The sequence below is a fragment of the Burkholderia oklahomensis C6786 genome, from assembly GCF_000959365.1.
Classification (GTDB): Bacteria; Pseudomonadota; Gammaproteobacteria; order Burkholderiales; family Burkholderiaceae; genus Burkholderia; species Burkholderia oklahomensis.
Window position 1 is genome coordinate 1,579,336 of the sequence record NZ_CP009556.1, and the last position, 25,600, is coordinate 1,604,935.

At 68.9% G+C, this 25,600-nt stretch carries 21 protein-coding genes and 2 pseudogenes; 8 read left to right on the plus strand and 15 right to left on the minus strand.

Annotated features, from left to right (window positions below; genetic code table 11):
- The first annotated feature begins 56 nt into the window (after window positions 1-56).
- A complete protein-coding gene (gene mgtA / locus BG90_RS24825) occupies window positions 57-2,729 on the plus strand; it encodes a magnesium-translocating P-type ATPase (protein ID WP_025990607.1) in 2,673 nt (890 codons plus the stop codon).
- A 670-nt stretch (window positions 2,730-3,399) separates the two neighbouring features.
- Here mgtA and BG90_RS24830 read toward each other — a convergent pair.
- From BG90_RS24830 to BG90_RS24855, 6 genes are all read right to left on the minus strand, one after another.
- On the minus strand, window positions 3,400-4,011 hold the full coding sequence (locus BG90_RS24830; RefSeq protein WP_025990606.1) for an SCO family protein: 612 nt from the start codon (window positions 4,009-4,011) through the stop codon (window positions 3,400-3,402).
- A 2-nt stretch (window positions 4,012-4,013) separates the two neighbouring features.
- Window positions 4,014-4,829, minus strand: coding sequence for a formylglycine-generating enzyme family protein (locus BG90_RS24835; protein WP_010122804.1), 816 nt, complete (start codon window positions 4,827-4,829; stop codon window positions 4,014-4,016).
- 31 nt (window positions 4,830-4,860) lie between these two features.
- Window positions 4,861-6,417: a copper-containing nitrite reductase gene (gene nirK, locus BG90_RS24840; RefSeq protein ID WP_010109437.1), complete on the minus strand. Its 1,557-nt coding sequence runs from the start codon at window positions 6,415-6,417 to the stop codon at window positions 4,861-4,863.
- A gap of 450 nt (window positions 6,418-6,867) precedes the next feature.
- Window positions 6,868-7,308, minus strand: coding sequence for an SRPBCC family protein (locus BG90_RS24845; RefSeq protein WP_010109435.1), 441 nt, complete (start codon window positions 7,306-7,308; stop codon window positions 6,868-6,870).
- Between the two features lie 43 nt (window positions 7,309-7,351).
- A complete protein-coding gene (locus BG90_RS24850) occupies window positions 7,352-8,194 on the minus strand; it encodes a phosphoenolpyruvate hydrolase family protein (protein ID WP_038801540.1) in 843 nt (280 codons plus the stop codon).
- Between the two features lie 2 nt (window positions 8,195-8,196).
- Window positions 8,197-9,414 (minus strand): Tm-1-like ATP-binding domain-containing protein, encoded by a 1,218-nt coding sequence (locus BG90_RS24855; RefSeq protein WP_010109433.1) that lies wholly within the window; start codon window positions 9,412-9,414, stop codon window positions 8,197-8,199.
- Between the two features lie 111 nt (window positions 9,415-9,525).
- Between BG90_RS24855 and BG90_RS24860 the strand changes: the two genes are divergently transcribed.
- Complete coding sequence (locus BG90_RS24860) at window positions 9,526-10,479, plus strand: TetR/AcrR family transcriptional regulator (protein ID WP_010109432.1); 954 nt, start codon at window positions 9,526-9,528, stop codon at window positions 10,477-10,479.
- Window positions 10,480-10,491: 12 nt separating this feature from the next.
- On the opposite strand, the gene BG90_RS24865 is transcribed toward BG90_RS24860, so the two are convergent.
- The 5 genes from BG90_RS24865 to BG90_RS24885 all read right to left on the minus strand — a co-directional run bounded on the left by BG90_RS24865 (window position 10,492) and on the right by BG90_RS24885 (window position 14,522).
- A complete protein-coding gene (locus BG90_RS24865; protein WP_010122803.1) occupies window positions 10,492-11,136 on the minus strand; it encodes a LysE family translocator in 645 nt (214 codons plus the stop codon).
- Between the two features lie 150 nt (window positions 11,137-11,286).
- Window positions 11,287-11,949, minus strand: a complete 663-nt coding sequence (locus BG90_RS24870) for a glutathione S-transferase family protein (protein ID WP_010122802.1) — start codon at window positions 11,947-11,949, stop codon at window positions 11,287-11,289.
- A gap of 476 nt (window positions 11,950-12,425) precedes the next feature.
- Entirely contained in the window at window positions 12,426-13,280 is an 855-nt protein-coding gene (gene nadE, locus BG90_RS24875; RefSeq protein ID WP_010109427.1) for an ammonia-dependent NAD(+) synthetase, read from the minus strand.
- A 67-nt stretch (window positions 13,281-13,347) separates the two neighbouring features.
- A complete protein-coding gene (locus BG90_RS24880) occupies window positions 13,348-14,250 on the minus strand; it encodes a DMT family transporter (protein WP_010109426.1) in 903 nt (300 codons plus the stop codon).
- An 86-nt stretch (window positions 14,251-14,336) separates the two neighbouring features.
- Complete coding sequence (locus BG90_RS24885; protein ID WP_010109425.1) at window positions 14,337-14,522, minus strand: hypothetical protein; 186 nt, start codon at window positions 14,520-14,522, stop codon at window positions 14,337-14,339.
- Window positions 14,523-14,732: 210 nt separating this feature from the next.
- Here BG90_RS24885 and BG90_RS37055 point away from each other — a divergent pair.
- The 4 genes and pseudogenes from BG90_RS37055 to BG90_RS24905 all read left to right on the plus strand — a co-directional run.
- A pseudogene (locus tag BG90_RS37055) lies at window positions 14,733-15,143 on the plus strand (mannitol dehydrogenase family protein); the annotation flags it as partial.
- Window positions 15,131-15,828: pseudogene (locus BG90_RS24895) on the plus strand (MFS transporter); the annotation flags it as partial. The pseudogenes BG90_RS37055 and BG90_RS24895, both read left to right, overlap by 13 nt.
- Window positions 15,829-15,947: 119 nt before the next feature.
- Entirely contained in the window at window positions 15,948-16,706 is a 759-nt protein-coding gene (locus BG90_RS24900; protein WP_010109421.1) for a DeoR/GlpR family DNA-binding transcription regulator, read from the plus strand.
- 727 nt (window positions 16,707-17,433) lie between these two features.
- Window positions 17,434-19,245, plus strand: a complete 1,812-nt coding sequence (locus BG90_RS24905; protein WP_010119444.1) for a phospholipase D-like domain-containing protein — start codon at window positions 17,434-17,436, stop codon at window positions 19,243-19,245.
- A gap of 75 nt (window positions 19,246-19,320) precedes the next feature.
- On the opposite strand, the gene BG90_RS24910 is transcribed toward BG90_RS24905, so the two are convergent.
- The 4 genes from BG90_RS24910 to BG90_RS24925 all read right to left on the minus strand — a co-directional run bounded on the left by BG90_RS24910 (window position 19,321) and on the right by BG90_RS24925 (window position 23,063).
- Window positions 19,321-20,019 carry a TetR/AcrR family transcriptional regulator gene (locus BG90_RS24910; RefSeq protein ID WP_010109415.1) on the minus strand — a complete coding sequence of 233 codons (699 nt, stop codon included), beginning with the start codon at window positions 20,017-20,019 and terminating at the stop codon, window positions 19,321-19,323.
- Window positions 20,020-20,071: 52 nt separating this feature from the next.
- On the minus strand, window positions 20,072-21,364 hold the full coding sequence (locus tag BG90_RS24915) for an NAD(P)/FAD-dependent oxidoreductase (protein ID WP_045568434.1): 1,293 nt from the start codon (window positions 21,362-21,364) through the stop codon (window positions 20,072-20,074).
- A gap of 286 nt (window positions 21,365-21,650) precedes the next feature.
- Window positions 21,651-22,094: a type II toxin-antitoxin system Phd/YefM family antitoxin gene (locus BG90_RS24920; RefSeq protein ID WP_010109412.1), complete on the minus strand. Its 444-nt coding sequence runs from the start codon at window positions 22,092-22,094 to the stop codon at window positions 21,651-21,653.
- Between the two features lie 60 nt (window positions 22,095-22,154).
- Window positions 22,155-23,063, minus strand: coding sequence for a LysR substrate-binding domain-containing protein (locus BG90_RS24925; RefSeq protein ID WP_010109410.1), 909 nt, complete (start codon window positions 23,061-23,063; stop codon window positions 22,155-22,157).
- Between the two features lie 176 nt (window positions 23,064-23,239).
- Between BG90_RS24925 and BG90_RS24930 the strand changes: the two genes are divergently transcribed.
- Window positions 23,240-24,259: a DUF1338 domain-containing protein gene (locus BG90_RS24930; protein WP_010119430.1), complete on the plus strand. Its 1,020-nt coding sequence runs from the start codon at window positions 23,240-23,242 to the stop codon at window positions 24,257-24,259.
- Window positions 24,260-24,312: 53 nt separating this feature from the next.
- A complete protein-coding gene (locus BG90_RS24935) occupies window positions 24,313-25,530 on the plus strand; it encodes an aminotransferase-like domain-containing protein (RefSeq protein ID WP_010109408.1) in 1,218 nt (405 codons plus the stop codon).
- Window positions 25,531-25,600 lie beyond the last annotated feature (70 nt).

The window sequence follows — 25,600 nt, forward strand, 5'->3', positions numbered from 1 at the left end:
CTTGCGGCTGTTGTCTTGTCAATCGGCATCAATGTTTGATCGGAGCGGGCGGCGCCATGAATTTTCTCGACGGTAAGCTCGGGCTGAGCGCAATCGCCCCGGTTTTCGCCTGGTTTCGGCGTTCGTCATCGCCCGCTTCGGAAGGCTCTGCTACCAGCGAGGCAACCCTTGGCGAGATCGCGCACCTCTCGACGGAAGCCGCCTTGCTGCGTTTGAAGAGTGTGGCGGAAGGGCTCGCCTCCGACGAAGTGGCGCAGCGGCTGCGAGTCGTCGGCCCCAACCTGGTGGCGCACGCGAACCGCCATACCATTCTCGGCGAACTTGCCTCTCGGTCGATCAATCCGTTGAATCTGCTTCTCCTGTCGCTGGCGGGGGCATCGTATTTCCTCGGCGACCAGCGTGCCGCGGCCATGATTGCCGTGATGGTGCTCCTCAGCGTCTCACTCGGCTTTCTCCAGGAGCACCGCTCCAACACAGCGGCCGATGCGTTGCGCCGGATGGTGCTGACCACCGCAACCGTCCGCCGGCGCGGCAACGGCGCCGCGGTAGACCAGCTCGACGTGCCGATCGAGCAGATCGTTCCGGGCGATATCGTCATTCTGTCGGCCGGCGACATGATTCCAGCCGACCTGAGGCTGATCTCGGCGAAGGATCTATTTGTCAATCAGGCCGCACTGACCGGCGAAGCGATGCCGCTCGAAAAAATCCCCGAGCCCAATGTCAGTGCCACCGAGACCCACTTCGATTTGCCGAACATCTGTTTCATGGGCAGCGCGGTGGTCAGCGGCATAGGGTGCGGCGTCGTGGCGCTGACCGGTTCCCGGACCGCGTTCGGTCACGTCGCCGACACTATCGCTGCACGCCGTGTGTTGACGAGCTTCGACAAGGGCATCTCGCGCTTCACGTGGCTGATGCTGAGCTTCATCGTCGTCATGGTGCCGCTCGTTTTCGTGATCAATGGCCTCACCAAGGGCAATTGGTTCGAGGCCCTTCTCTTCGCAGTTGCGGTGGCGGTCGGACTGACGCCCGAGATGCTGCCGATGATCGTGACGGTCAATCTCGCCAAGGGGGCCATCGCGATGTCGCGCAAGAAGGTCATCGTGAAGCGCCTGAACGCGATTCAGAATTTCGGGGCGATGGATGTGCTGTGTACCGACAAGACCGGCACCCTGACGCAAGATCGCATCATCCTGAAGCGTCATCTCGACATACACGGAGACGAGTCGGATCAAGTGCTCGAATATGCGTATCTGAACAGCTTCTATCAGTCCGGGCTCAAGAACCTGCTCGACGTTGCCGTGCTGAAGCACGCGGAGCTGGTGGAGCGGCTCGAGGTGCATGGGCGGTTCAGCAAGATCGACGAGATGCCTTTCGATTTCGAACGGCGCCGGATGTCCGTCGTGCTTGCCCGATCAGATGGCGCGCATATCATGATCTGTAAAGGGGCTGTAGAAGAGATCTTCTCGGTCTGCACACGCTATGCGGCCGATGGCGATACGGGCGTCCTCGATGCGAGTCATTTTGCGTCGGCGCAGGACACGACCGCTGCGCTCAACGCTGATGGATTTCGCGTCGTCGCCGTCGCGTACAAGGAGATGCCGCCGGCGCAGGTTGCGTATTCCGCTCGCGACGAAACCGAGTTGACGCTACTCGGCTATATCGCCTTCCTCGATCCACCCAAGGACACCGCCGCTGCGGCCATCGCCGCTCTGCAGGCGCGCGGCGTACAGGTGAAGATTCTCACCGGCGATAACGACATCGTTACCCGCAAGATCTGCCATGAAGTCGGCCTCGAGGTGGATCGCATCGTTCTCGGAAAAGAAGCCCAGCTGCTCGCGCCTGCGCAACTGGCGGATCTCGCGGAGACCGCGTCTGTCTTCGCCAAGGTCTCGCCATCCCAGAAGGCCGCCATCATCGATGCGCTGCATCAGAAGGGGCATGTGGTCGGTTTTCTGGGGGACGGCATCAATGATGGTCCGGCACTCAAGTCCGCGGACGTCGGCATTTCGGTCGACAGCGCAGTCGATATCGCGAAGGAGACCGCCGATATCATCTTGCTGGAGAAAAGCCTGGCTGTATTGGGCGAAGGCGTGCTAGAGGGGCGCAAGGTGTTCGGCAACATCACGAAGTACATCAAGATGGGTGCGAGCTCCAACTTCGGCAACATGTTCAGCGTGCTCGGCGCCAGTGTCATTCTGCCGTTCCTGCCAATGGCGCCGATCCAGGTGCTCACGAACAATCTGCTCTACGATTTCTCGCAGACCACGATCCCGACCGATCACGTTGATTCGGAGTATCTGGCCGTGCCGCGCCGGTGGGACATCGGCAACATCACGAAATTCGTCCTGATGATCGGGCCGATCAGCTCCATATTCGACTACGTCACGTATTTCATGATGCTTTATGTCTTCCACGCGTGGGACAAGCCGGCACTGTTTCAGACCGGCTGGTTTGTCGAATCGTTGCTGACCCAGACGCTCATCATCCATATCATCCGCACCGCCAAGGTGCCGTTCTTCGAGAGTCGGGCAAGCGTGCCGCTGATCACGACCAGTCTCGCCATCGCGGCGACCGGAATCGTCATACCGTTCACGTGGCTGGGAACGTTCCTCGGCTTCGTTCCATTGCCGCCGCAGTACTGGATCGCGCTGTTCCTTATCCTGATGAGCTATGCCGTGCTGACGCATCTGATGAAGACATGGTTCGTGCGCCGATTCGGACTGGATTGAATGGATGTGCATCTTTGGTCTGGTGTCAGGCCGATCGTCGTGCCGGATGCGCAATCGCGCATCCGTCGCCTCGTTCCGCTTGATCGCGTAGAGGTGTTCGAGGACCGGATCCGTCCAGGCGGGAGGGGCAGCAGTGCGATGCCTGTCGCACCCGACCTTATCCGGCGACATGGACTTCATGAAATGACGATGGCCGCCACGTTGGTGAGTGCCGCCGGTGCTGCTCAGGCTGGGTCAGCCGCGGAACTGGAAGGGCACGCTCGGCACGGCAAGCCGTGGCCCGGAGCCACGGCTTGCCGTGCTTGCGACTGCACTGGCCCGGTCGATCGGCCTGCAGAATCAGGCGAAGAAGCGCGACAGCGCGTGATGGAGCCGGGCGCGCGCCGCGAGTCGAGCGCGGATGCGACTCGCGGGCGGTGCGTGCATGCGCATGACGGCATGGCGGCACGCGCAAAAGGCCGTGAGCCGCGCGCCGGCGGCTGGCGATCGATGCGCGGCTGCTGGTGCCGATTTCGAGACGCGCGCAATGCGCGATGGACGGGATGCCATACGGGCGATGCGGCGATGCACGGACATCCGGCGCGGTCCGACGCCGAGCGCTTTCGCGCGAGACGCGCAGCATGCCGCGGAGTTCGACGGACGAGCGGCGACGCCCCGCGTCGCCGCTTTTTCATTGCGCGGCCAGTTGCTTGCGCAGCGCGTCGACGAACGCCGGATCCGTCTCGCCGAGCGTGTTCGTGTGCGCGACGATGCGTCCGTCGGCGTCGAGCAGCACGATCGTGCTCGAATGATTGAACTCGCCGCTCGCGAGCTTCCGGTACTGGATGCCGAGCAGCGCGGCGACGGCGCGCGTGCTGTCGCGGTCGGTCCGCGCAAGCCGCCAGCGCGCGTCGAGGCCGTGCGCGTTCGCGGTCTTGCGCAGCACCGCGACCGAATCGCGATCGGGATCGATCGTCACCGCGACCACCTTGATCCGCTTTCGCGCCGCCTCGCCGCCCGCGTCGAGCGTGAGACCGATCGTCTCGAACAGCATCGGGCAGACCATCTTGCACGACGTATAGAACATGCTGACGAGCGTTGGCGCGCCGCGCAAATCGGCCAGGCGGAACGTCTTGCCATCCTGATCGGCCAGCGTCGCCTTGGCCTGGTAGATCGAATCGGTCGCCGTCGCGGCCGTCGCTGCGGCGGTTGCGGGCAGGCCCGCGCCTTCAGCGGTCGTCGCGACGCACGCGGCGGCGATCAGCGCGAGCGCGCCGCGCCGGGTGAGATGTCCAAGCTTCATCGTCAATCTCCTGAAATCGAACGGGCGCAGCGAAAGCCGAGGCTTCCGGTCGAATCCGCGCCGGTGAGGGAAGACAGCAGCGCGACGCGCATCAGCACCGCGTAGCTGTCGCGCCGCACGATGCTGATCGCGCCGGCGCCGCAAAACCGTTGCTGGTCCGGGTCGCCTTGCGTGCGGCTGTCGCCGCTGATGAAGAGCGCGTTGAAATCGTCGACCCATTCCCAGATCAGCCCATGCAGGTTGCGCACGCCGTAGACGTTCGGCGCGCCGCCGACGGGCGGCAGCACGCGCGCGGCCGGCTGCTCGTACCACGACAGGATCTGCCTGCGCCACAGCGGATCGTTGCGCGCGTCGGTGCGCGTCGCGTCGGCGGCCGCCGCGTATTCCCATTCGAGCCACGTCGGCAGCCGCGCGCCTTCGCTCGCGCAATACGCGCGCGCGGCGAACCAGCTGACGCCCGTGACGGGCGCGTCGGGCGGCGTCTGCCGCGCGGGATGCAGCGGGTCGGCCCAATCGGCGAGATACGCGGGACCGGCGAACACGCGCGCGACGCGATCGCGCCGCCATTCGGGATGCGCGCTCACGAACGCGGCGAACGCGCGGACCGTCACGGGCGCGTCCTGCAGCTCGAACGCGTCGATGTGCGCGGGTGTCGAGCGGCCCGGCACGTCCTGCGGCAGCGCGCTCTCGAAGTCGCCGCCCGGCAGCCGCACGAAGCGCGCGGCATGCGCGCCCGTCGCGGCGAATGCAAGCGTCAGTGCGATCGCCGCGATGCGGGCGAATCGAACCGCGCGTGACGATGTCGACGAAGCGCGCATGGCCGTTGCTCCCTGGCGACGGTGGGGCGTGTCAGTGCGAAGCCTCGGCGACCGCGGGCGTCTTCGTGCGGACCTTCGCGACTTCTTCCACGCCGACCCGGCCGCCCGGATTGCCCCAGCTGTTCAGCACGTAGGTCAGCACGTTCGCGACTTCGTCGTCGGTCAGCTGCGCCATCGGCGGCATCGCCGAGTCGTAGTCGTGGCCGTTGACGGTCACCTTGCCGTTCAGCCCGTGCAGCAGAATGCTGATCGCGCGCTTCGGATTCGCGGCGAGGAAGTCGGAGCCGGCAAGCGGCGGGAACACGCCCGGCAGGCCGGCGCCGCCGCTCTGGTGGCATACCGCGCAGGTGCTCGCGAACACCGCGCCGCCCGCTTTCACTTGTCCTTGCAGCGACAGCGGAGCGGCGGGCGTCGTCGCACTCGTCTTGACGAGCGAAGCGCCGGCGTTCGCGCCCGCGGCGGCGGGCGTCGAGTTCGCCGCGGGGGCCGAGCCGGCGGCGGCCGGATGATCGCCGCTATAGAGCGTATCGAGCTCCTTGCCCGAATAGATCGCTTTGTTGTCCGGACCATCGACCTTGAGGATCGCGAGCGCGCCCTTGTTGAACGCGCGGAAGATCGAGTGATCGACGAACGTGTAGTTGCCCGGCACGCGCGTATGAAACTCGATCGTCGTCGCGCCGCCCGCCGGAATCAGCGTCGTCTGCACGTTGCTCTGCGTGACGTCGGAGCCGTCCGCGCGCACCTTGTCGAACACCGCGCCGATCACGTGGAAACTCGACACGAGATTCGGCCCGCCGTTGCCGACGAACAGGCGCACCGTCTCGTCGGTGCGCGCGCGCATCGCCTTGTCGCCCGTCAGCGCGCCTTCGGCGCCGTTGAAGACGACGTAGGTCGGGCGCTCGTCGATCGCCTTGTCCATGTCGAACGATTGCAGGCCCTTCTCGCGATACTTGCTGTTCGTGTAGAAGTCGCCCTGCATCACGTAATACTCGTGGTCGACCTTCGACAGTCCTTCGGGCGGCTCGACAAGAATCAGGCCGTACATCCCGTTCGCGACGTGCATGCCGACGGGCGCGGTCGCGCAGTGATACACGTAGAGCCCTTCGTTCAGCGCCTTGAACGTGAAGCGCGATTCGTGGCCCGGCGCGGTGAAGCTCGACGTCGCGCCGCCGCCCGGTCCCGTCACCGCGTGCAGGTCGATGTTGTGCGGCATTTTGCTGTCCGGACGATTCTTGAGATGGAATTCGACCGTGTCGCCTTGCCGCACGCGGATGAAGTTGCCGGGCACCGCGCCGCCGAAGGTCCAGAACGTGTAGTTCACGCCGTCGGCGATCGGCATCGCTTTCTCGACGACTTCGAGATCGACGATGACCTTCGCCGGATAGCGTCGGGTGATGGGCGGCGGCACGTGCGGCGGACTCACGAGCGTCGCGTGGATCGGCTCGCCTTGCGGCGGACCGAAGTCGCCGGGAATCTTGCCGGTTGCCGTCGCGGCATGCGCGCTCGCACTCGCCGCTACGACGGTGCTCAGCAGGACGGACAGGAACGTGGCGCGCAGTTGGCCACGGGTCGATTGCAGGTCTTTCATGATTAACCCCTCGCTGGCTTCGTTTCTTCCAAGCTATCGGTCGCGAGACGAGTCAATATTGATGCGTAGCAAATGCATCTTTGTGGGCGCACGCAGGGCGGCGAATAACTTAATCCAGATGAATTCCGGGCGGCGCGGCTGCGCCCGCTTGTCGCAAGTGTTGCGATGTGCGAACGGATCGCGCGCTATGCGCGGTCCGTTCGCTTCCGGCGTGGGGCGGCGCCGTGATGCGCGGCGCGATTGCGAATAGAAAGTGGCCGACCCGTCAGGGTCGGCCAAAAAGGTTCCGGCTTTATCCGAGGGCCATTGCCAGAACCCGAGAACTCGCCGGCGGGGCCGCCATGCCGCACCGCAAGCCGGCGGTGCGACGCAGCGGCGGCGGAAGCCGCCGGCAAGCCGCGCGCGACGCCCGAAACGGGCGCCGGCGCGGCGAAACACATCTGCGACATGTCAGCGCGCGCGCAGCTTGTCCGCGAGCGCGCGAAATCCCGCCGCGAACACATGCTCGCTGATCGACGCCGCAACCGGCTGCAACTCGACGCCTTCGGTCGTGAAGTTCGCCCACCATTGCGCGAACGTCTTGCCCGAGTCGGTGACGGGGAAGAGCTTCACGCCCGCGACATAGTTGCGCACCGGCATCGACGTCTCGACGATCGAATACTCGAGCTCGTGACTCGGCTCGTCGAGCTTCAGCAGCTTTTCGCGGACGAAGCCGTCCGAGAGCGTCAGATAACGGATCGCGCCCACCGTGTGCGCGTCCGGGCCCGGCTCGAGCCGGCTTTCGACGATCGCCGGATGAAACGCGGCGAGGCCGTTGAAATCGCGGAAGAACGCCCAGACGCGCTCGGTCGGCGCGTCGATGACACTGCTGGCGAAGGAGGTGTGGTTCATCGTCGTTCGAATCCTCGTGGAGGCGCGCGCACGCGCGCGGGCATCATGACGCGACGCGCCTGTCGATCTCCTTGAAGCGCCGCGTCATGTCGGTCAATGCGGTTTCGGCCGGCAGGCGCTCCATCGAGCTCGCGCCGTAGAAACCGTGGCACTGCGGACACTCGCGCAGGATGTACGCGGCGTCCTCGGGCGACGCGATCGGTCCGCCATGGCACAGCACGATCACGTCGTCGCGCACCGATTTTGCCGCATCGGCCCAGCGGCGCACGAGCGGCACGCAGTCGGCAAGGCGGCGCGCGGTGCTCGCGCCGATCGTGCCGCCCGTCGTCAGGCCCAGGTGCGCGACGACGATGTCGGCGCCCGCTTCGGTCATGGCGATCGCATCGGCTTCGCTGAATACGTACGGCGTCGTCAGCAGTCCCTTGCCGTGCGCGAGGCGGATCAGGTCGACTTCGAGCGCGTAGCCCATCCCGGTTTCTTCGAGATTCGCGCGGAAATTGCCGTCGATGAGGCCGACGGTCGGGAAGTTCTGCACCCCGGAAAATCCGAGCCGGGTCAGCTCGTCGAGAAACGCGTCGAAATTGCAGAACGGATCGGTGCCGTTCACGCCCGCGAGCACGGGCGTCGACTTGACGACGGGCAGCACCTCGCGCGCCATGTCGACGACGATCTCGTTCGCGTTGCCGTACGCGAGCAGCCCCGCGAGCGAGCCGCGCCCGGCCATCCGGTAGCGGCCCGAGTTGTAGATCACGATGAGGTCGATGCCGCCCGCTTCCTCGCATTTCGCGGACAGGCCCGTCCCCGCGCCGCCACCGATGATCGGCTCGCCGCGCGCGATGGTCGCGCGCAGTTTTTCGAGGATCTCGGCGCGTGTCAGTCTCTTCATCTTCAATTCCGGTGTGCTGCGTGAAGCGATAAAAAGTGTTCGACGGCGATGTCGGCGAACTGCGAATCGTTGAGGTGCGCGGGCACGCGCACGAGGCGGCGATTTTCGGTCTGGTTCACCGTCGCTTCGAGCGCGTCGAAGAGCGCCGCGTCGGCTTCCGGGCTCCAGAACGCCTGGCCCGGCGCGTCGAGCGCCGACACGCCGCCTTCGGGAATCAGGAAGCGCACGGGGCCTTCGCACGCATTCAGCTTCGCGCCGATCCACTCGCCGAGCCGGCGGTTCTCGTCCGGCGTCGTGCGCATCAGCGTGACCTGCGGGTTGTGCTTGTACAGCAGGCGGCCCGCGTAGCGGGGCGGCACGGTATCGATGTGGCCGAAGTTCACCATGTCGAGCGCGCCGCACGAGCCGACGTACGGCACGCGGCTGCGCGCGATCGCGTCGAAGCGGTCCTCGCCGCACGCGAGCACGCCGCCCATCAGCAGGTCGCAGACTTCGGTGGTGGTGAGATCGAGCACGCCGTCGAGGAGGCCGCTGTCCGCGAGCTTCTCCATCGCATGGCCGCCGTTGCCCGTCGCATGGAACACGATGCAGTCGAAGCGGGCGTCGAGCCGCGACGTGACCGCCTGGATGCACGGCGTCGTCACGCCGAACATCGTCAGTCCGAGCGCGGGCTTCAGGTCGGCGGGCAGCGGCTGCATGTCGCGCACGGCGCCCGCGATCATGTGCGCGCCGTTCGCGAGCACCTGCCGCGAGATCCGGTTGAGGCCGGCGACGTCCGTCACCGAATAGAGCATCGCGATGTCCGACGAGCCGACGTAGGCGGACACGTCGCCCGACGCCATCGTCGAGATCATCAGCTTCGGCACGCCGATCGGCAGCGCCTGCATCGCCGGCGTGACGAGCGCCGTGCCGCCGGAGCCGCCGATGCCGATCAGCGCGGCGACGTCGTCGCGGCTCTTGATGTAGCGCTCGAACGCGACCGCCATCGCGGCGATCGCGCGGCCGCGGTCGCCGCAGAACACGGCGGCCGCGCCGTCCGGATGATGCGCGGCGACGGTGTCCGCGCCGATGTCGGCCGCGAGCCCCGGCGCGCGGGTCGACAGGTCGACCACGACCGCCGGGAGCCTCGCGCCGGCGATCCGGTCCTTGACGAAATGCGCTTCCGCGCCTTTTGTATCAACGGTTGCCGCAACGTAGATCTGTTTACGGTGGGGTACCATTTGGTCTCCTTCGCCAATCGTTCGTTTGTCGCACGATGTACTGCGATTCGATTCCGCGACAACTTTAACACAGATGAGGCGACCGTCTCAGCGGTCGTCCTCACAAAACACATGCCAACTACCGTATCCGCAACGGAAACGCTGTCCGAAACGCGCACGCAGACCCGCGACCTGCTGCTGCAAACCGCGCTGTCGATGCTCGAGCAAGGCTGGTTTCCGTCGATCACCGAGCTCGCGAACGCGTCCGGCGTGTCGCGCGCGACCGCTTACCGCTATTTCCCGTCGCAGGCGGCGCTCGTCAGCACCGTCGTCGACGAGAGCCTCGGGCCGGTGCTGCAATGGCAGCCGACGTCGACGTCGGTCGAGGCGCGGGTCAACGAGCTGCTCGATTTCGCATATCCGCGAATGGAGCAGCACGAGGGCGCGTTGCGCGCCGCGCTGCAGGTCGCGTTGCAGCAATGGGCGAACGAGCGTGCGCGACGCGCGGAGGACGAGCCGAAATACCGGCGCGGCAACCGCAAGCGGCTGCTGTCGCTCGCGGTCGAGCCGCTGTTGCAGGCGGGCGTCGCGCCGGCGGCGGCCGCGCGGCTCGCGCAATCGTTGTCGCTGCTTTACGGCACCGAGGCGATGGTCGTGCTGAAGGATTTCTGGGGGCTCGACTTCCAGCAGTTCATGAACGTCGTCAAATGGACGAGCTCCGCGCTCGTGCGCGCGACGCTCGCGGAGGCGGGCGACGCCGGTTCGGCGGGGAGCGTGGAGGCCGCGAGCGATGCGGGTACGGAGAGCAATGACTCTTCGGGCGGCGCGGGGGCGGCGGGGAACGATGCCGGTTCGACGGGCAGCGCAGACGCCGCGAGCGACAATGCCGCAGCCGTGCCGAGCAGCGTCGGATCGGCGGGCGGCGCGGATGCGGCGAGGGCCGCCGGCTCGGCCGGCAGTGCCGGTGCTGCGAGCGGCGCCACTGCGTCGGGCGGAGCGGATCAGGCACACGACGCCGGCGGCCCGAGCGCCGCGGACGGCGCGCACGAAGCGGCCGCTCCCGGCGACGACAAGCGCGATTCCTGAACGGCCCGCGCGTCAGCGCAGCAGCTGCCGGACGCCCAGCGCGACGATGAGCCCGCCGCAGAACCGGTCGATCGCCTTGCGGCCGCGGCGATAGGCGGTCGCGACGTCCGCATGCGACAGCGCGAGCGCGACGAAGCCGTACCAGCTCGTCGCGACCGTGGCGACCATCGCGAGCATCGCCGCGAAGGTCGGCCAGCCGACATGCGCGGGCGCGGCCGATGCGAACACGGCCGCGTAGAACGCGACCGACTTCGGGTTCGCGAGGTTGGTCAGCAAACCTTGCGCGAACGCGCGGCGGGCGCCGACGCGTTCGCCGCCCATGCGCCGCGGCGTGGCCGGCGCTGTCGCGCCTCGAACGCCGGCGCGGCCGGCATCGCGAATCAGCCGGAAACCGAACCAGATCAGGTAGGCGGCGCCCGCGAGCTTGACCGCGGCCGCGAGCCACGGAAACGCGGCGAACGCGATGCCGACGCCGAGGATCGCGCACGACGCCCACATCAGATTGACGAGCACGATGCCGCCCACCATCGCGAGCGCGTCGCGCCGGGTCGCCGAGACGGCCTTGTGCGCGACCGCGACGAAATTCGGGCCCGGGATCACGACGCCCGCGAGATACACGGAAAAGACGGCAAAGACGGCGTGCGCATCGACATGCATGCGGGGCTCCTGCGAAGCGGTGGCGTTGGATCGGGCGTTCTCGGCGGCTTGGACGAGTGCGGTGGGGGCGGTGAGTGCGGTGAATGCGGTGAATGCGGTGAATGCGGCAGTCGCACGATTATCGCGTGGCAGTGCACGCGGTCGTGCAAGTCAGCCCGCCGCGCCGCTCGGCGCATCGAGCCATTCGGTCAGCCCTTCGCGCGCGGTCAGCTCGGCGAACGACGGCCGCGCGCGCATCCGTTCGACATAGCGCGCGAGATGCGGCCACGCGAGCGCCGTGCGCGGCATGTTGCGCGTCCAGCCCATCAGCACGATCGCGAGGAAGTCGGCGGTGCTCGGCGATGCGCCGCCGAGCAGATGGTCGCGGCCGTCGCGCAGCCGGCCGTCGAATTCGTCCATCGCCGCTTCGATCTGACGGCGCGCATGCGCGCGGACCGCGTCGGCGCCGTCCGGATCGCCGTCGGTGTCCGCGTAGAACCAGTTGCGCATCGCCGGCAGCAGCGTGTTCGCCAGATAGATCATCAGCTCGAACCACGCGGCGCGCTCGGGCGTGCCGGGCGGCGGCGCGAAGCCGCCTTCCGGATGGCGTTCGGCGAGCAGCATCAGCAGCGCGGTCGATTCGTGGCGCGGCACGCCGTCGATGACGAGCGTCGGCACGCGGCCCGTCGGATTCAGTCGCAGGTAGTCGGGCGAATGCTGCACGCCCTCGTCGATGTTGATGCAGCGGATGTCGAACGGCACGCGCAGCTCGAGCAGCATCCAATGGACGGCCATGCTGGCCGCGCCCGGCGAGTAGTACAGCGTGTAGGACATGGGCGATTTCCTTGAGCGGGGGCGACATCGGGGTCGACATCGGGTTAGGCGCACGGCTCGGCATCGGGTTAGGCGCACGGCGGGTGGCAGGGGCGCTTGATGGTAGCAAGTTCGGCGATTGTGCGTCGGGGCATGAGCGCATCGGCGGGGACGCGTGCGCCGGGATCGGCTCGGGGGCGGATTCACCGCGGGCGCTCCGCTGCGGGCTTCCCGATGCGATGGAGACGAGGTGCGCCGGGAGCGGCTGCGGATTCGACGAGGCTCGGGCGAGCGAGCGTCAGGCGGGCGGACGCCGGCGATGTGCCAGGCGGAGCGACGAGATATTCACGGTGATTTGCGATGCCGCTACCACTGCGTTCGCCCATCGCCGGCGCTATGCCGAAGTCATGCCGAAGCGGCCTGCAACGCGGGATCGAAGACAGGCCCGGCCGACTCGAAGAAACGGCATCGAATCGAGACCAGCCGCGCAAGCGAGCTCACGCCGTACGGCCAGGCCAATCGAACATCGTATAAGGCAGCGCGCGTTTGTGGCGCGTCGCGTCGTAGAACCGGAACACCGTCTCGTACACCGCAGCGTCGACCGGCTTGCCCTCCAGGAAGTCGTCGATCTGCTCGTACGTGACTCCGTACGCGTGCTCGTCCGGCCGTTGCGGACGCAACGTTTCCAGATCGGCGGTCGGCGTCTTCATCACGAGCAGCTCGTCGGCGCCGAGCGTGCGCGCGACCTCGCGCACGCGGCGCTTCGTCAGGCCCGCGAGCGGCAGCACGTCCGCGCCGCCGTCGCCGAATTTCGTGAAGAAGCCCATCACCGATTCCGCCGCGTGATCGGTGCCGATCACGACGCCGCGCCGCGCGCCCGCTACCGCGTATTGCGCGATCATCCGCTCGCGCGCCTTGATGTTGCCGAGCACGAAGTCCCGGTGCGCGTGATCGACATACGCGAGGCCGCCCGTCGCGAGCGCGGCGAGCATCGCGTCGGCGGCGGGCTTCGCGTCGACGGCGAGCGTTTCGTCTGCGCGCACGAACGCTAGCGCGCGCTGCGCGTCCGCTTCGTCGTGCTGCACGCCGTACGGCAGCCGCATCGCGACGAAGCGCGCGTCGTAGTCCGACGCGCGCAGCCGCTCGACGGCCAACTGCGCGAGCCGGCCCGCCGTCGACGAATCGATGCCGCCGCTGATGCCGAGCACGTAGGTCCGCAACCCGGCCGCGCGCAGATAGTCGGCGAGGAACGCGATCCGGCGCTCGGCTTCGTCGCGCGCGTCGAACGACGGCGGCACGTGCAGCCCGGCGGCGATCGCCCGCTGGCGGGCGGCTTGATCGGGGCGGGACATCGGGGCGCTCCTCGTCGACGAAATCGAAGGCTCGATCATAGGCGGATTCGCGCGGGCCTGCCGGCCGTCAGCCGCGACGCGCGAGCGCGACGCCGGCCAGCGCGACCGCGAAGCCGGCGATCTGCAGCGGCACGAGCGTTTCGCCGAAGAACGCGTAGCCCTGCAGCGCGGCGAGGGGCGGCGCGAGGAACAGCAGCGACGTCGCGCGCGCCGCTTCGCCCCGGCGCAGCATCGCCATCAGCAGCATCACCGCGACGCCGGACAGCATCGCGATGCCCCACGCGAGCGAGAACCACAGCGCGGGCGCGGCGTGCCAGCGGGTTTCGCCGAGCGCGAGCGCGGCGGCGCCGGCGACGAGCGCCGCGCCGAGGTTCTGCACGGCGACGGCGGTGCGCAGGTCGGTCTGCGCGAGCGAGCTTTTCTGATACAGCGAGCCGGCCGTGATCGACGCGACGGCGGCGACCGCGATCGCGACGACGGCCCACGCGGGCGCGCCTCCCGCCGCCGCAGGGGCGGCGGCGAGCTTCGGCGCGAGCACGAGCGCGACGCCCGCGATGCCGAGCGCCATCCCGAGCCAGCCGCGCGCGGACAGCCGCTCGCCGAAGAGCGGCGCGGCGAGCGCGGCGGTCGCGAGCGGCTGAAGCGCGCCGAGGAGCGCCATCACGCCGGCATTGAGCCCTTGCGCGACGGCCCAGTAGCTCGCGCCGAGATAGACGCCTTGCAGCAGCGCGCCCGCGAACAGATGCCGGCCCCATTCGCGCCGCGCGGGCCAACGCGCCCGGACGGCGAGCGCGACGCACGCGTAGAGGAGCGCGGTGCCCGTGAAGCGCGCGAGCAGGTACAGGTTCGGATCGGCGTAGGGCTTGATCGCGCGCGCGACGATGAATCCGGTGGACCACAGCGCGACGAACGCCGCGGCGACGAGAGAAGCGGAAGCAGGCATGCGAAGCGGACCGGACGCGGCCGACATGACGAGGAAGCCGCCGAGTATCGCGCGCCGGTGCGCCGCCGTCTTGTCGAAATCTGCACTGCCTGCGGCGCGGCGCGCCGGTGGCTTCAGTCGATCGAGAACGTGTCGAGCGACTGGTTCGCGCTGGCTTCGGTCGCGAAGCGCGCGCTCAGTTGCTGATGCAGGCGGCGCGCTTCGTCGAGCGTGAGATCGATCCAGTACGGATCGCCCGCGGCGTCGTTGAGCCGCTCCGGCGGAAACTGGATTTCGAGGACGGCGCCTTTGCGATACATCGATTCACCTCTGTCGGTTGGCTTGGGGTCGAGCGGCGAGTTTAGCAATGTGCGGCGAAGTCGATTGCCGCGCGACGCGAAATACTGAATTGCTCGTGGGTGAGCGGCGATCGTCGAGAACGGGGGCGATTGGCGCAGCACGTCCTCGGCGGCACGTCGACTGGAACGCGCGCAGTCCGTCCGCGGCAGTCCGCGTGCGGGCCGGCGCGCGGCGTGCGCGACGAGGCGGCGATCGTCTGCGAGCCATTCGCGCAATAGGTGTTCGAAGACCGGTTCGCGCGCGCGCGTCCGCGCTGGGAAGACGCGGGCGCGCTCGTCGCGGCCGACGTGCGTCCGTACGAGAAGATGAAGCTGCGCCTGCTGAACGGCGCGCACTCCGCGATCGCCTATGTCGGCCAGTTGCGCGGGCGGCGCACGGTGTCCGATGCGATGGCCGATCCGCTGATCGACGCGTTCGTGCGGGGCTTGATGACGCGCGACCTGCTCGCGACGGTCGACGCGCCTGCCGGTTAAGACGCGCACGCGTATTGCGCGTCGTTGATCGAGCGCTTTCGCAACCCGACGCTCGCGCATCGCACCGCGCAGATCGCGACGGACGGCACGCAGAAGGTACCGCCGCGCCGGCCCGCGCGGCTGCGCGGCAAGCGGCCGCCGGCGCCGCCGAGGCGCTGCCGCTTCGCCATTACCTGAAGCAGCCGCGCATTCTCGCGACGGGCGTCGCGTTCTTCGGCTACAACTACGTGCTGTTCTTCTTCCTGAGCTGGTTCCCGAGCTACCTCGTGCAGGCGCATCACCTGAACATCCGCGAGATGAGCGTCGCGACCGTCGTGCCGTGGCTCGTCGGCACCGTCGGCCTCGCGTGCGGCGGCGTCATCTCGGACGCGATCTACAAGCTCACGGCAACGCGATGCTGTCGCGCCGGATCGTGCTCGTGAGCTGCCTGCTCGGCGCGGGGATCTGCGTCGCGGTGGCGGGGGCGGTGCGCTCGTCGCAGAGCGCGGTCGCGCTGATGTCCGTGTCGCTCTTCTTCCTCTACGTGACGGGCGCGATCTACTGGGCGATCGTGCAGGACGTCGTCGTGCCCGAGCGCGTCGGCGCCGTCAGCGGCTGCCTGCACTGCATGGGGAGCCTGTCGGGCGTCGTCGGGCCGGCCGTCACCGGCTTCATCGTCGAACGCAGCGGCTCGTTCGTGTCCGCGTTCGCGCTCGCGGGCGCGATCGCGCTGATCGGCGCGGTGCTGTCCGCGCTGTTCCTTCGCAATCGTCCGCGCGACGCGCGCATGCTGCGCGAAATCCCGATTCTGTAAGCCGGCCAGCGGCGCCGCCCGGACAGGCGGGCGACCGGCGCGACGTCATCGCGCCGTACTACAATAGCCCGCCATTCGTCATTCACGATCCGACCCGCGGCCCGGCCGCGCCGCGCGCCATGCTTGCAGAACAACGTCACCGCTACATCCTGTCCGAACTCGGTCGCGCGGGCGCACTGTCGGTCGCGCAGCTCGTGAACGCGCTCAACGTGTCGCGCGAGACGATCCGCCGCGATCTGAACGCGCTCGCCGCGCGCGGGCTCGTGATCACGACGCACGGCGGCGCGCTCGCCGCCGACCGGCACGAGCCGAGCGTGTCGGAGCGCGACGCGTCGCACGCGGACGCGAAGCGCGCGATCGGCCGGCGCGCGGCCGAGTTCGTGCCCGACGGCGCGTCGGTGCTGCTCGACTCGGGCAGCACCGTCCATGCGGTCGCGCTCGCGCTCGCCGACCGGCATCGGCTGACCGTCTACACGAACGACTGGCGGATCGCCGGCGTGCTCGGCCGCCGCAACGGCAACCGCGTGACGCTCCTCGGCGGCGAGCTGTCCGACGACGAAGACGCGACGTTCGGCCTCGACACGATCCAGCAGCTCGGGCAATACCACGTCGACTTCGCGTTCGTCGGCGCGGGCGGGATCACGCAGGACGGCGCGCTGACCGATTACTCGCGCGTCGTGGCGGAAGTGCGCGGGCGGATGCTCGCGGCGGCGGCGGCGCCCGTCGTCGTCGCCGATCACTCGAAGTTCGGACGCGTGACGCCCGTGCGGATCAACGGCTCGGAGGCGGCCCGCTTCCTCGTGACCGAGCGCGCGCCGGACAAGGCGATGCGGCGGGCGTTGACGTCGCGGGGGATCGAGCTCGTCGTCTGCGGTTGATCGGTGCGGCGTGCGGCGATGCGCCGTGCACGGCGCGATGCGCTCGACGTTCCGGCAAGCGGCGCGCGGTTTCGAATTCCGGCGCGAGCGAGGCAAGGCGATGCGGCGTGCGCCGACGTTCCGGTAGATCGAGTTTGTCGTGTGCGGTTGATTGCTGCGGCGACGGCCGACACGTCGCGCACGTGCGCCGAACGTGATGTTCCGTGAAGTGGCGCGCCATCCCGTGATCCGGAGCGAGCGAGGCAAGGCGATGCGGCGTGCGCCGAGGTTCCGGCGGAGCGAGTTTGTCGTGTGCGGTTGATTGCTGCGGCGACGGCCGACACGTCGCGCACGTGCGCCGAACGTGATGTTCCGTGAAGTGGCGCGCCATCCCGTGATCCGGCGCGAGCGCGGCAAGGCGATGCGGCGTGCGCCGAGGTTCCGGTAGATCGAGTTTGTCGTGTGCGGTGGATCGTTGCGGCGACGACCGATGCGTCGCGCACGTGCGATGCGTGACATGTTCCGCGCCTTGCGCCGCGCGGCGTTTTGTCGAGCCTCGCTCCGTCTCGTTCCGCTTCGGCCATCCGCCGCCCGCGCACTCGCTTCTCGCCATGCCCCATCCGAGGCCTCGAATCGCGCCTAGGCAAACGCGACACGGAAACTTCATCGGAACGTCACACGCACGGCAAGCGCGCGTTGAACACTCGTCGCTTCGACTTTGGAAGGCGATGAGCCGAGGAGGGCGGCGATGTCCGTCAGCGTGCGCAGCTATCTTTCCCCGACATTGGTCCTGCTGGCCTTCGACTGGCCCGACGCGCAGCGGCGCGACGATTTTCTCGGCTTCGCGATCAAGCGCACGCCCGGCTTCTGGTCGTCGGACGGCAGGACGCGCGCCGCGACGAGCTGGCTGCCGAACCGGCTGACGTTCGACGGCCCCGCGGCCGATACGCAAGGCGATGCGCCGACCGATCAGGCGCCGGTCCAGAAATTCATGTGGTGGGACGCGCGGATCGATCCGCCGGATCGCGGCCGGACGTTTCGTTACGACGTCTATCCGGTCGTCGGCACGCCCGCGTCGCTGCACGTGCTCGAAGCCGACGCGGGCGTATGCAGCGTCACGCTGCCCGAGCACGTCGAGGACGGGATCGGCACGTGGTTCAACCGCGCGGTGGTGAGCTCGCAGGCGTTCGCGAAGCAGGTTCGCGCGCTGCATCTCGCCGCGGGCGACGCGCCGCCGCCCGACGCGGCGCTGCGGCTGCGCACGTGGCTCGCGAACGATTTGCAGCAGACCTTCGGCCTGATGCTCGGCGGCGACGCGCGGCGCGCGGTGTCGGCGGTCTATCACCTGACCGATCCGCTTTGGGCGATTCCGGCATTCGACGCGTTCGGCCGCGCGCACGGCGCCGACGCGCTCGCGATCGTCTACGACGCGCACGAGACGCCGCGCGGCCGCGGCGAGCCGCCGCTGCCGTCGCCGAACCAGCCGGCCGTCGACCGCTTGACGGGCGTCGCGACGCTCGCGCCGCGCGACAAGACGCGGATCATGCACGACAAGTTCATCGTCGCGGGCGACGAGACGGGGCCCGCGCGGGTGCTGACCGGCTCGGCGAACTTCACGACGGAGGGCATCACCGAGCAGGCGAACGTGCTGCACACGTTCGAATCGGTGGCGCTTGCCGAGCTGTACAACGCGCGTGCGCGAGCGCTCGCGTCGAATCCGGGCATCGCCGAGACCGCGCGGCTCGCGCCCGGCTGGTCGGAGGCGATCGAGGTCGGCTCGGCGCGCGTGCGCGTATCGTTTTCGCCGGAGCCGCGCGGGGTGCGCACACAGATCGACACGATCGTCGACGCGATCCGCGGCGCGCAGCATTCGGTCGCGTTTTGTCTCTTCATGCCGACCGACGCTGCGTTGCGCGACGCATGCTTCGAAGCGGGCGACCGCGGGCTGATGATGTTCGGGCTCGTCAACGGGATCAGCGCGCGCGGCGCGCAGCAGGCGGACGCGGATCGGCGCGACGGCAAGACGCTCGATGCCGCGCGTCTCGCGAACCTCGAGCTGTATCACCGCAGCCGTTCGAATCGCGACGTGATCGACGCCGCGTACTTCTCGCCCGCGACCGTGCCGGACGGCTTCGAGACGGAGCTGCGGCTCTTTCCGGGCGAAGCGCCGCCCGCTTATCCGCCCGTCGTCATTCACCACAAATTCATCGTGATCGACGCGGAGGGCGCGAATCCGATCGTGTACAGCGGATCGGCGAACATGAGCGGGAACTCCGAGCATTTCAACGACGAGAACCTGCTAGAGATTCGCGATGCGCGTGTCGCGGCGATCTATCTCGCGGAGTTCTTGCGGCTTTACGAGCACTATCGTGCGCGCGCGCTGGCGATCGCTTCGCGCCGCGGCTCGGGTTCGGATGCGGGATCGGGGGCGGGCGGGCGCGGCAAGCTTGCGCTGCAGCCGGATTCGCGGTGGGCGAGGAAGTATTTCGTCGCGGGAAGCCCGGAGGAGAAGGCGCGGATCGCGCTTGCCGAGCCGGTGGTGACGCACGCGGAAGCCTGAGCGGACTTCGGCGTCCGTCGTGGGGCTGCGCGACGAGCGCGCGGCCTCACGCACCGTGGTGCCGCACGCGGGCGATCAGCGTGCGACGTAACGCAAGACCGTCTCGGCGATCATCGCGCGATGCCGCGTGCGCAGCCGCGGCGACGACGGATCGCGGCCGAACGCGGTGCCGAACGTATAGCGGTTCGCGACGCGATGAAAGCAGAACGAGCTGATCAGCAGATGCAGATCGAACGGATCGACATCCTCGCGGAACGCGCCGCTTTCGACGCCGTGCGCGAGCAGGTCCTCGAGCGTCTTGATGATGCTGACGTTGCGGTTCTTGAACGACTTCAGCTGCTCGAGATACTTCGCGCCGTGAATGTTCTCGATCGTCACGAGGCGCACGAAGTCGCGATGCTTGTCGTGGTAGTCGAACGTGAATTCGACGAGCCGGCGCAACCCTTCGCGCGGCTCCAGTTCGCCGACGTTCAGTTCGAGCTCGAGCGCGCGGATGTCACCGTAGACTTTCTCGAGTACCGCTTCGTACAGCCCTTCCTTGCTGTCGAAGTAGTAGTAGAGCATCCGCTTCGTCGTGTTCGTGCGTTCGGCGATCGAATCGACGCGCGCGCCCGACAGCCCCATCGCGGAGAACTCCTGCGTGGCGACGTCGAGAATGTTGCGCTTCGTCTGTTCGGGATCGTATTTGCGGCGCGCCTCATCGCGCCGCGCATCGGCGTCGGGCGCGGCGGCCTTGCTTCCTTGTTTCATTTTGGCGTGATCGGGCGGCGGCATGGTCGGCGCATTCTAGCACGCACCCCAATTGGCTTCGGCCCGATTCCCGGCTCTAAAAAACGGGTTTGCCGGAACGCAGGCGGCGGCGCGCGGCGAGCGCATCCCGCGCCTCGTACGCGCTGTACGTGAGTTGCGCGGCGGCCAGCCCGGCGAGGCCGAACGTGCGCGTGAGGCCGAACCTCGCGAAGCCGTCCGGCACGGGCTGCCGTTCGGCGAGCGCCGCCGCGAGCACCTCGCCCGCGACCGTCGTCGGCGCCATTCCGTGGCCGCCGAAGCCGACCGCGTGCCAGACGCCGTCCGCGTCGCGGCCGATTTGCGGCATCTTGTGACGCGCGTAGCTCATGAGCCCGCCCCACGCGAACTGCACGGCGACATCGCGCAACTGCGGATAGATGCGCACGAGGTCGCGCCTGAGCAGCCGCGCGATGGCGTCCGGCCCGCGTTCGAGCACCGAGATCCTGCCGCCCCACAGGATGCGGGTGTCGGCGAGCGGCCGGTAGTAGTCGAAGGCGAAGCGGGTGTCGTAGACGGCCGACCGGCATGCGATCGCGTCGGCGAGCCGTGCGCCGAGCGGCTCGGTCGCGATCACGTAGGTCGCGATCGGCAGCACCGCGCGCTCGATGCGCGGATACACGCCGCGCGCATAGCCGCCGCCCGCGAACACGACGCGCCGCGCATGCACGGCGCCGCCGTCGGTCGCGACGACGAAGCCCGCGCCGTCGCGGCGGATCGCGCGCGCGGCCGAATGCTCGTGGATCCGCGCGCCGCCGCGCGCGGCCGCGGCCGCGACGCCGAGCACGTACTTGAGCGGATGGAAGTGGAACGCGTTGCGCTCGAGGAGTCCGCCGTGATAGCGGTCGGTTTTCAGGCGCGTGCGTAGCTCGTTCGCGTCGAGCGGCTCCCATTCGACGCCAAATGCTTCCTTCATCAGCTTGCGCGGTGCGTCGAGGCGCGCCGGATCGTCGAACCAGTTCGCGAGGATCGCGCCGCCGTCGACGAGCTCGCAGTCGATGCCGTAGCGCGCGGCGCGCGCGCGGATCAGGTCGACCGCGTCGATCGTCAGCCGATAGAGCGCGCGCGCGGACTCGGGGCCGAGGGTGCGCAGGAGATCCGCGTTGTCGAGGCTGTAGCCGCCGAACACGAAGCCGCCGTTGCGGCCCGACGCGCCGAAGCCGACCGTCTGCGCGTCGAGCACCGCGACGTCGCGCACGCCGCGCTCGACGAGCCCGAGCGCCGTCGACAGGCCCGCGAGGCCGCCGCCGACGATGCAGACGTCGGCGTCGATGCGGTCGGCGAGCGCGGGGTAGGGCGTGCGCGTCGCGGTGGCTTCGTAGTAATTCTGCATGCGGTTGTCGTGAGTGAGCGAACGAGGGCGAATGATCTGACTATCGTATCGGTTGTCTCGCGCCGGATGAAGCAGCGTCTGCCCGGATGGACGGGCGGGCGTCGCGCGTTGCCGGCAGCTTTGGGAGGGCGGACTCCTGGTCGTTTTGTTCCCGGGGCTTTGTGTTCGAGCCGTGATTTTTCGGGGCTCGACGCTCGGCCGGTCGTTTCCGTTTCAGTCTTGGCCAACCGCCAACCGGCGTTTACGAACCACGAGGCATCAACCGCCAACCATCCCCCATCAGCCATCAACCGTCGTCCGTGGCGAGCGAGCCGCATGCGTTGCGCATCGGACGCGTGCCGCCGTCGCGCCGCGAGCCGTTTGCGGCGTCGTGGGCACTTCCGGTGCGACGCTCGACGGACGACGCGTCCAAGCCGCCACCCGAGTCGCCCGCCGTACTGTCGTTTGCCAGAGGCGCAACGCCTTCGGCCGCAACACCTGCGCCCCCATCGCCATCGCTGCTTTCACCGCCCCCGGTCCCGCCGCGCATCGGCCCGGCGTCCGCCTGCGCCGCCCGATCGCGCTCGAGCCGATGATAGTGATCGAGCCGCCTGGCGTCGATCAGCGCGACATACGCCGCGCCGTTCTTCGTGATGATTTTCTCGCCGCCGTCCCGCGCTTCGTCGGCCAGCTCGGAGAAGCGGGCGCGGGCGATGGACAGCGGCACGATGTCGCCGATGCGTATGGTCATGGTCGATCTCGCGTGGCCGGCCTGCCGCCGGCCGATGAACGGATGAACAGGATGGTCGCGTCAGCTTATCGGCCGCGCCGGCGCGACGGAACCCAGCCATTCGGCCAACGCGACGAACGGCTCGCTGTCGGCGGCGGCGTCGGGCGCGACGAGGTAGTAGCCGGCGTCGCTCGGCAGCCGCAGGTCGAGCGGCGCGCAAAGGCGCCCCGACGCGAGCTCGTCGGCGACGAGGAGCGCCGGCATCAGCGCGACCCCCATCCCCGCGTGCGCGGCCGCCGTCAGCATCGTGAACAGTTCGTAGCGCGGCCCGCGCACCGCGCGCAGGTCGTTGTCGAGGCCGTGCGCGCGGAACCAGTCGCGCCACGCGTCCGCGCGCGTCGACAGGTGCAGGAGCGGCAAATCGAGCAGCGCGTCGCGCGTGATCCGCCGCCCGCCCGCGGGCAGCAGCGCCGGACTGCAGACGGGCAGCATGTCGCCTTCGAGGAACAGCAGCCGCCCCTGCGTGCCGGGCCACAGCGCGTGGCCGAAGTAGATCGCCGCGTCGAACGTCGAATCGCTGAACAGGAACGGCTCGGTGCGCACCGACAGATTGACCGTGATGTCGGGTCGCAGCGCGCGGAACTGCGGCAGGCGCGGAATCAGCCATTGGCTCGCGAACGTCGGCACGACCGCGAGCTCGAGCGTCGCGCCGATCCCGCGCTGCGCCATCAGTTCGAGCGTATCGCGCTCGATCCGCTCGAGGTTGCGGCGCACGAGCGCCGCGTAGTGCCGGCCGTGCGGCGTCAGCACGACCCGCTTCTTGATCCGCAGGAACAACGCGACGCCGAGCCGCTCCTCCAGCGACGTGATCTGGCGGCTGACCGCGCTTTGCGTGAGCGCGAGCTCGTCGGCCGCGCGGGTGAAGCTTTCGTGGCGGGCCGCCGCTTCGAAGACCTGCAGCGCCGCGAGGTTCGGAATGCCTTTTCGCATTGTCGGACGAAAGATCGAGAATTCGCGAGTTGGTGAGTTTTTAGAATGAACTGGTGAGTTTATATCAATTGCCGAGCCTATTTCGCGCACTGAGAATTGACCCCGATCATTTCAGCGCGCGGATCAATGCACGGCGCGCATGCCGCCAGAACGACGCAAACCCACGGAAGAACCCGATGAACGCGAACCTCGCCGCCTTGCTCGCCACCGTTTCCGATCAGCCGGCCATCGACGAGTTGATGCGACTGATGCATGTCCCGACGTGTTTCGAGCGCGGCGAGCCGGGCGTCGTCACGCGCGCCGAGCTCGCGCAGGCGCTCAACATGGCGCTGTTCGCGGATCTGCTCGAACGGGTGCCGACGGGCCGCGCGTACACGCGCGACGTCGCGCGCGACGGCGGCCGCGTGACGTTCGACCACGGCGCGCTGCGCACGGTGCGCTGGCCGTCGTGCGGCGCGCTGCCGCCCGGCGAGGCGGCGTTCACGCGCATTCTTCGGCCGCTCGGCTATCGGCTGAACGGCACCTATCCGCTCGAGCGCCTCAAGATGACGGGCCGCTCGTACGCGCATCTCGACGCGCCCGACCAGATCGCGCAGTTCTTCGTCAGCGAACTGCATCCGGAGCGCTTCAGCGCCGCGTTCCGGCAGGCCGTGACGAACGTGCTCGGGACGTCGGCCGATCCGCTGACGCCGCAGGCGGTCGCGACGCTCGCCGAGCTCGAGCGCGACGCGGCGCTGCCGCTCGCCGACGCCTGCGCGCTGCTGCCCGTGCTCGTGCGCTGCTTCGACCGTCAGCATGCGGCGCCGCGCGTCGCCGACTACGAGACGCTGCTCGCCGAATCGGCGGAGATGGCGTGGATCGCGACCGAAGGCAACGCGTTCAATCACGCGACCGACCGCGTGCCCGACGTCGACGCGCTCGCCGCCGCGCAGCGCGCGCTGGGGCGGCCGATCAAGCCGGCCGTCGAAGTGTCGCGCTCGGGCCGCGTGCGGCAGACCGCGTTCCGCGCGGACCCGGTGACGCGCACGTTCGTCGACGCATCGGGCGCGCTCGTCGAGCGCGAGGTGCCGGGCTCGTTCTACGAGTTCATCACGCGCGATGCGGTCGCCGACGCCGAGACCGGCCGCCGCGCGCTCGACCTGAGCTTCGACGCGGGCAACGCGACCGGCATCTTCAAGATGACGGCCGCCGCCTGAGTCGCCCGGCTTCCGTTGGCTTTTCGCCCGACTTCCATCGCACCGGAGCCGCCATGACGCTCGCCGCCGCCATCGATTACCCGTTCGCCGCGCCGTTCGCCGATCCGCAGGGTTCGCCGATCCGCGAGCTGTTCAAGCACGTCGGCAAGCCGGGGATGATCTCGTTCGCGGGCGGCTATCCGTCCGCCGATCTGTTCGACCGCGAAGGCATCGCGGCGGCGCTCGCCGACGCATGCCGCGACGATCCGCTCGCGTGCCTCCAATACGGCGACACGGCGGGCCAGCCGGGCCTGCGCCGCGCGCTCGCGGACTGGATGGCGAGCGCGCGCGGCGTGACGTGCGATGCTTCGCGGGTGCTCGTCACGACGGGCTCGCAGCAAGGTTTCGACCTGCTCGTGCGCACGCTGATCGAGCCGGGCGACGTCGCGCTCGTCGAGGCGCCCGCGTATCCGGCCGCGCTGCAGGCGCTGCGGCTCGCGGGCGCGAAGCTCGCGCCGGTGCGCACCGACGGCGACGGCGTCGATCCCGATGCGCTGCGCGCGCAGCTCGCCGCGTGGCCCGCGAGCGAGCGTCGCCCGAAGCTGCTGTATACGGTGCCGACGTTCGCGAACCCGACGGGCGCGACGCTGCCGCCGGCGCGCCGCGCGGCGCTCGCCGCGCTCGCGGCCGACGCGCAGTTCGTGCTCGTCGAAGACGACCCGTACGCGGACCTGCGCTTCTCCGGCGAGCCGGTGAAGCCGGTGCTCGCGCACGACGGGGCGGAAGACTGGACCGTCTACCTCGGCAGCCTGTCGAAGATCGTCGCGCCGGGCTTGCGGATCGGCTGGGCGGTCGCGCCCGCCGCGATCGCGCGCCGGATGACGGTCGCCAAGCAGACGAGCGATTTGTGCACCGCGCCGATCGCGCAGGAGGCGATCCGGCGTTATCTGGAAAGCGGCCGGCTCGCCGCGCATCTGCGCACGATCGCGCAGACTTACGGCGGCCGCTGCCGCGCGCTCGTCAGCGCGCTCCGGCAATTCGTGCCGGACGACGTCGAGTGGCGCGAGCCGGCGGGCGGCATGTTCGTGTGGGCGCGCCTGACGGGCGGCCGCGACGCGGCGGAAGTGCTCAAGCGCGCGCTCGAGCACAACGTGATGTACGTGCCGGGCGCGGCGTTCTACGCGCGCGACGCGGACGCGGGCAGCCTGCGGCTGTCGTTCGCCGCGCCGGGCGAAGCGGAGATCTTCGAGGGCGTGCGCCGGCTGCGCGCGGCGCTTGCGGCGGGCCGCTAGGCCGAACGGCCAGGCCGCTTGCATGCGGCGCGCGAACGCGGTCCAATCGATTCATTCGCGGCGGCGACGC

Excerpts from the sequence above, each read along its gene's own strand:
- BG90_RS24855 (WP_010109433.1), bottom strand. The coding sequence starts at position 9,414 with ATGGTACCCCACCGTAAACAGATCTACGTTGCGGCAACCGTTGATACA.
- BG90_RS24880 (WP_010109426.1), bottom strand. The coding sequence starts at position 14,250 with ATGTCGGCCGCGTCCGGTCCGCTTCGCATGCCTGCTTCCGCTTCTCTC.
- BG90_RS24910 (WP_010109415.1), bottom strand. The coding sequence starts at position 20,019 with ATGCCGCCGCCCGATCACGCCAAAATGAAACAAGGAAGCAAGGCCGCC.
- BG90_RS24935 (WP_010109408.1), top strand. The coding sequence starts at position 24,313 with ATGACGCTCGCCGCCGCCATCGATTACCCGTTCGCCGCGCCGTTCGCC.
- BG90_RS24845 (WP_010109435.1), bottom strand. The coding sequence starts at position 7,308 with ATGAACCACACCTCCTTCGCCAGCAGTGTCATCGACGCGCCGACCGAG.
- nadE (WP_010109427.1), bottom strand. The coding sequence starts at position 13,280 with ATGTCCCGCCCCGATCAAGCCGCCCGCCAGCGGGCGATCGCCGCCGGG.
- BG90_RS24850 (WP_038801540.1), bottom strand. The coding sequence starts at position 8,194 with ATGAAGAGACTGACACGCGCCGAGATCCTCGAAAAACTGCGCGCGACC.
- BG90_RS24905 (WP_010119444.1), top strand. The coding sequence starts at position 17,434 with ATGTCCGTCAGCGTGCGCAGCTATCTTTCCCCGACATTGGTCCTGCTG.
- BG90_RS24860 (WP_010109432.1), top strand. The coding sequence starts at position 9,526 with ATGCCAACTACCGTATCCGCAACGGAAACGCTGTCCGAAACGCGCACG.
- mgtA (WP_025990607.1), top strand. The coding sequence starts at position 57 with ATGAATTTTCTCGACGGTAAGCTCGGGCTGAGCGCAATCGCCCCGGTT.
- nirK (WP_010109437.1), bottom strand. The coding sequence starts at position 6,417 with ATGAAAGACCTGCAATCGACCCGTGGCCAACTGCGCGCCACGTTCCTG.
- BG90_RS24930 (WP_010119430.1), top strand. The coding sequence starts at position 23,240 with ATGAACGCGAACCTCGCCGCCTTGCTCGCCACCGTTTCCGATCAGCCG.
- BG90_RS24925 (WP_010109410.1), bottom strand. The coding sequence starts at position 23,063 with ATGCGAAAAGGCATTCCGAACCTCGCGGCGCTGCAGGTCTTCGAAGCG.
- BG90_RS24900 (WP_010109421.1), top strand. The coding sequence starts at position 15,948 with ATGCTTGCAGAACAACGTCACCGCTACATCCTGTCCGAACTCGGTCGC.
- BG90_RS24830 (WP_025990606.1), bottom strand. The coding sequence starts at position 4,011 with ATGAAGCTTGGACATCTCACCCGGCGCGGCGCGCTCGCGCTGATCGCC.
- BG90_RS24885 (WP_010109425.1), bottom strand. The coding sequence starts at position 14,522 with ATGTATCGCAAAGGCGCCGTCCTCGAAATCCAGTTTCCGCCGGAGCGG.
- BG90_RS24920 (WP_010109412.1), bottom strand. The coding sequence starts at position 22,094 with ATGACCATACGCATCGGCGACATCGTGCCGCTGTCCATCGCCCGCGCC.
- BG90_RS24915 (WP_045568434.1), bottom strand. The coding sequence starts at position 21,364 with ATGCAGAATTACTACGAAGCCACCGCGACGCGCACGCCCTACCCCGCG.
- BG90_RS24865 (WP_010122803.1), bottom strand. The coding sequence starts at position 11,136 with ATGCATGTCGATGCGCACGCCGTCTTTGCCGTCTTTTCCGTGTATCTC.
- BG90_RS24870 (WP_010122802.1), bottom strand. The coding sequence starts at position 11,949 with ATGTCCTACACGCTGTACTACTCGCCGGGCGCGGCCAGCATGGCCGTC.
- BG90_RS24835 (WP_010122804.1), bottom strand. The coding sequence starts at position 4,829 with ATGCGCGCTTCGTCGACATCGTCACGCGCGGTTCGATTCGCCCGCATC.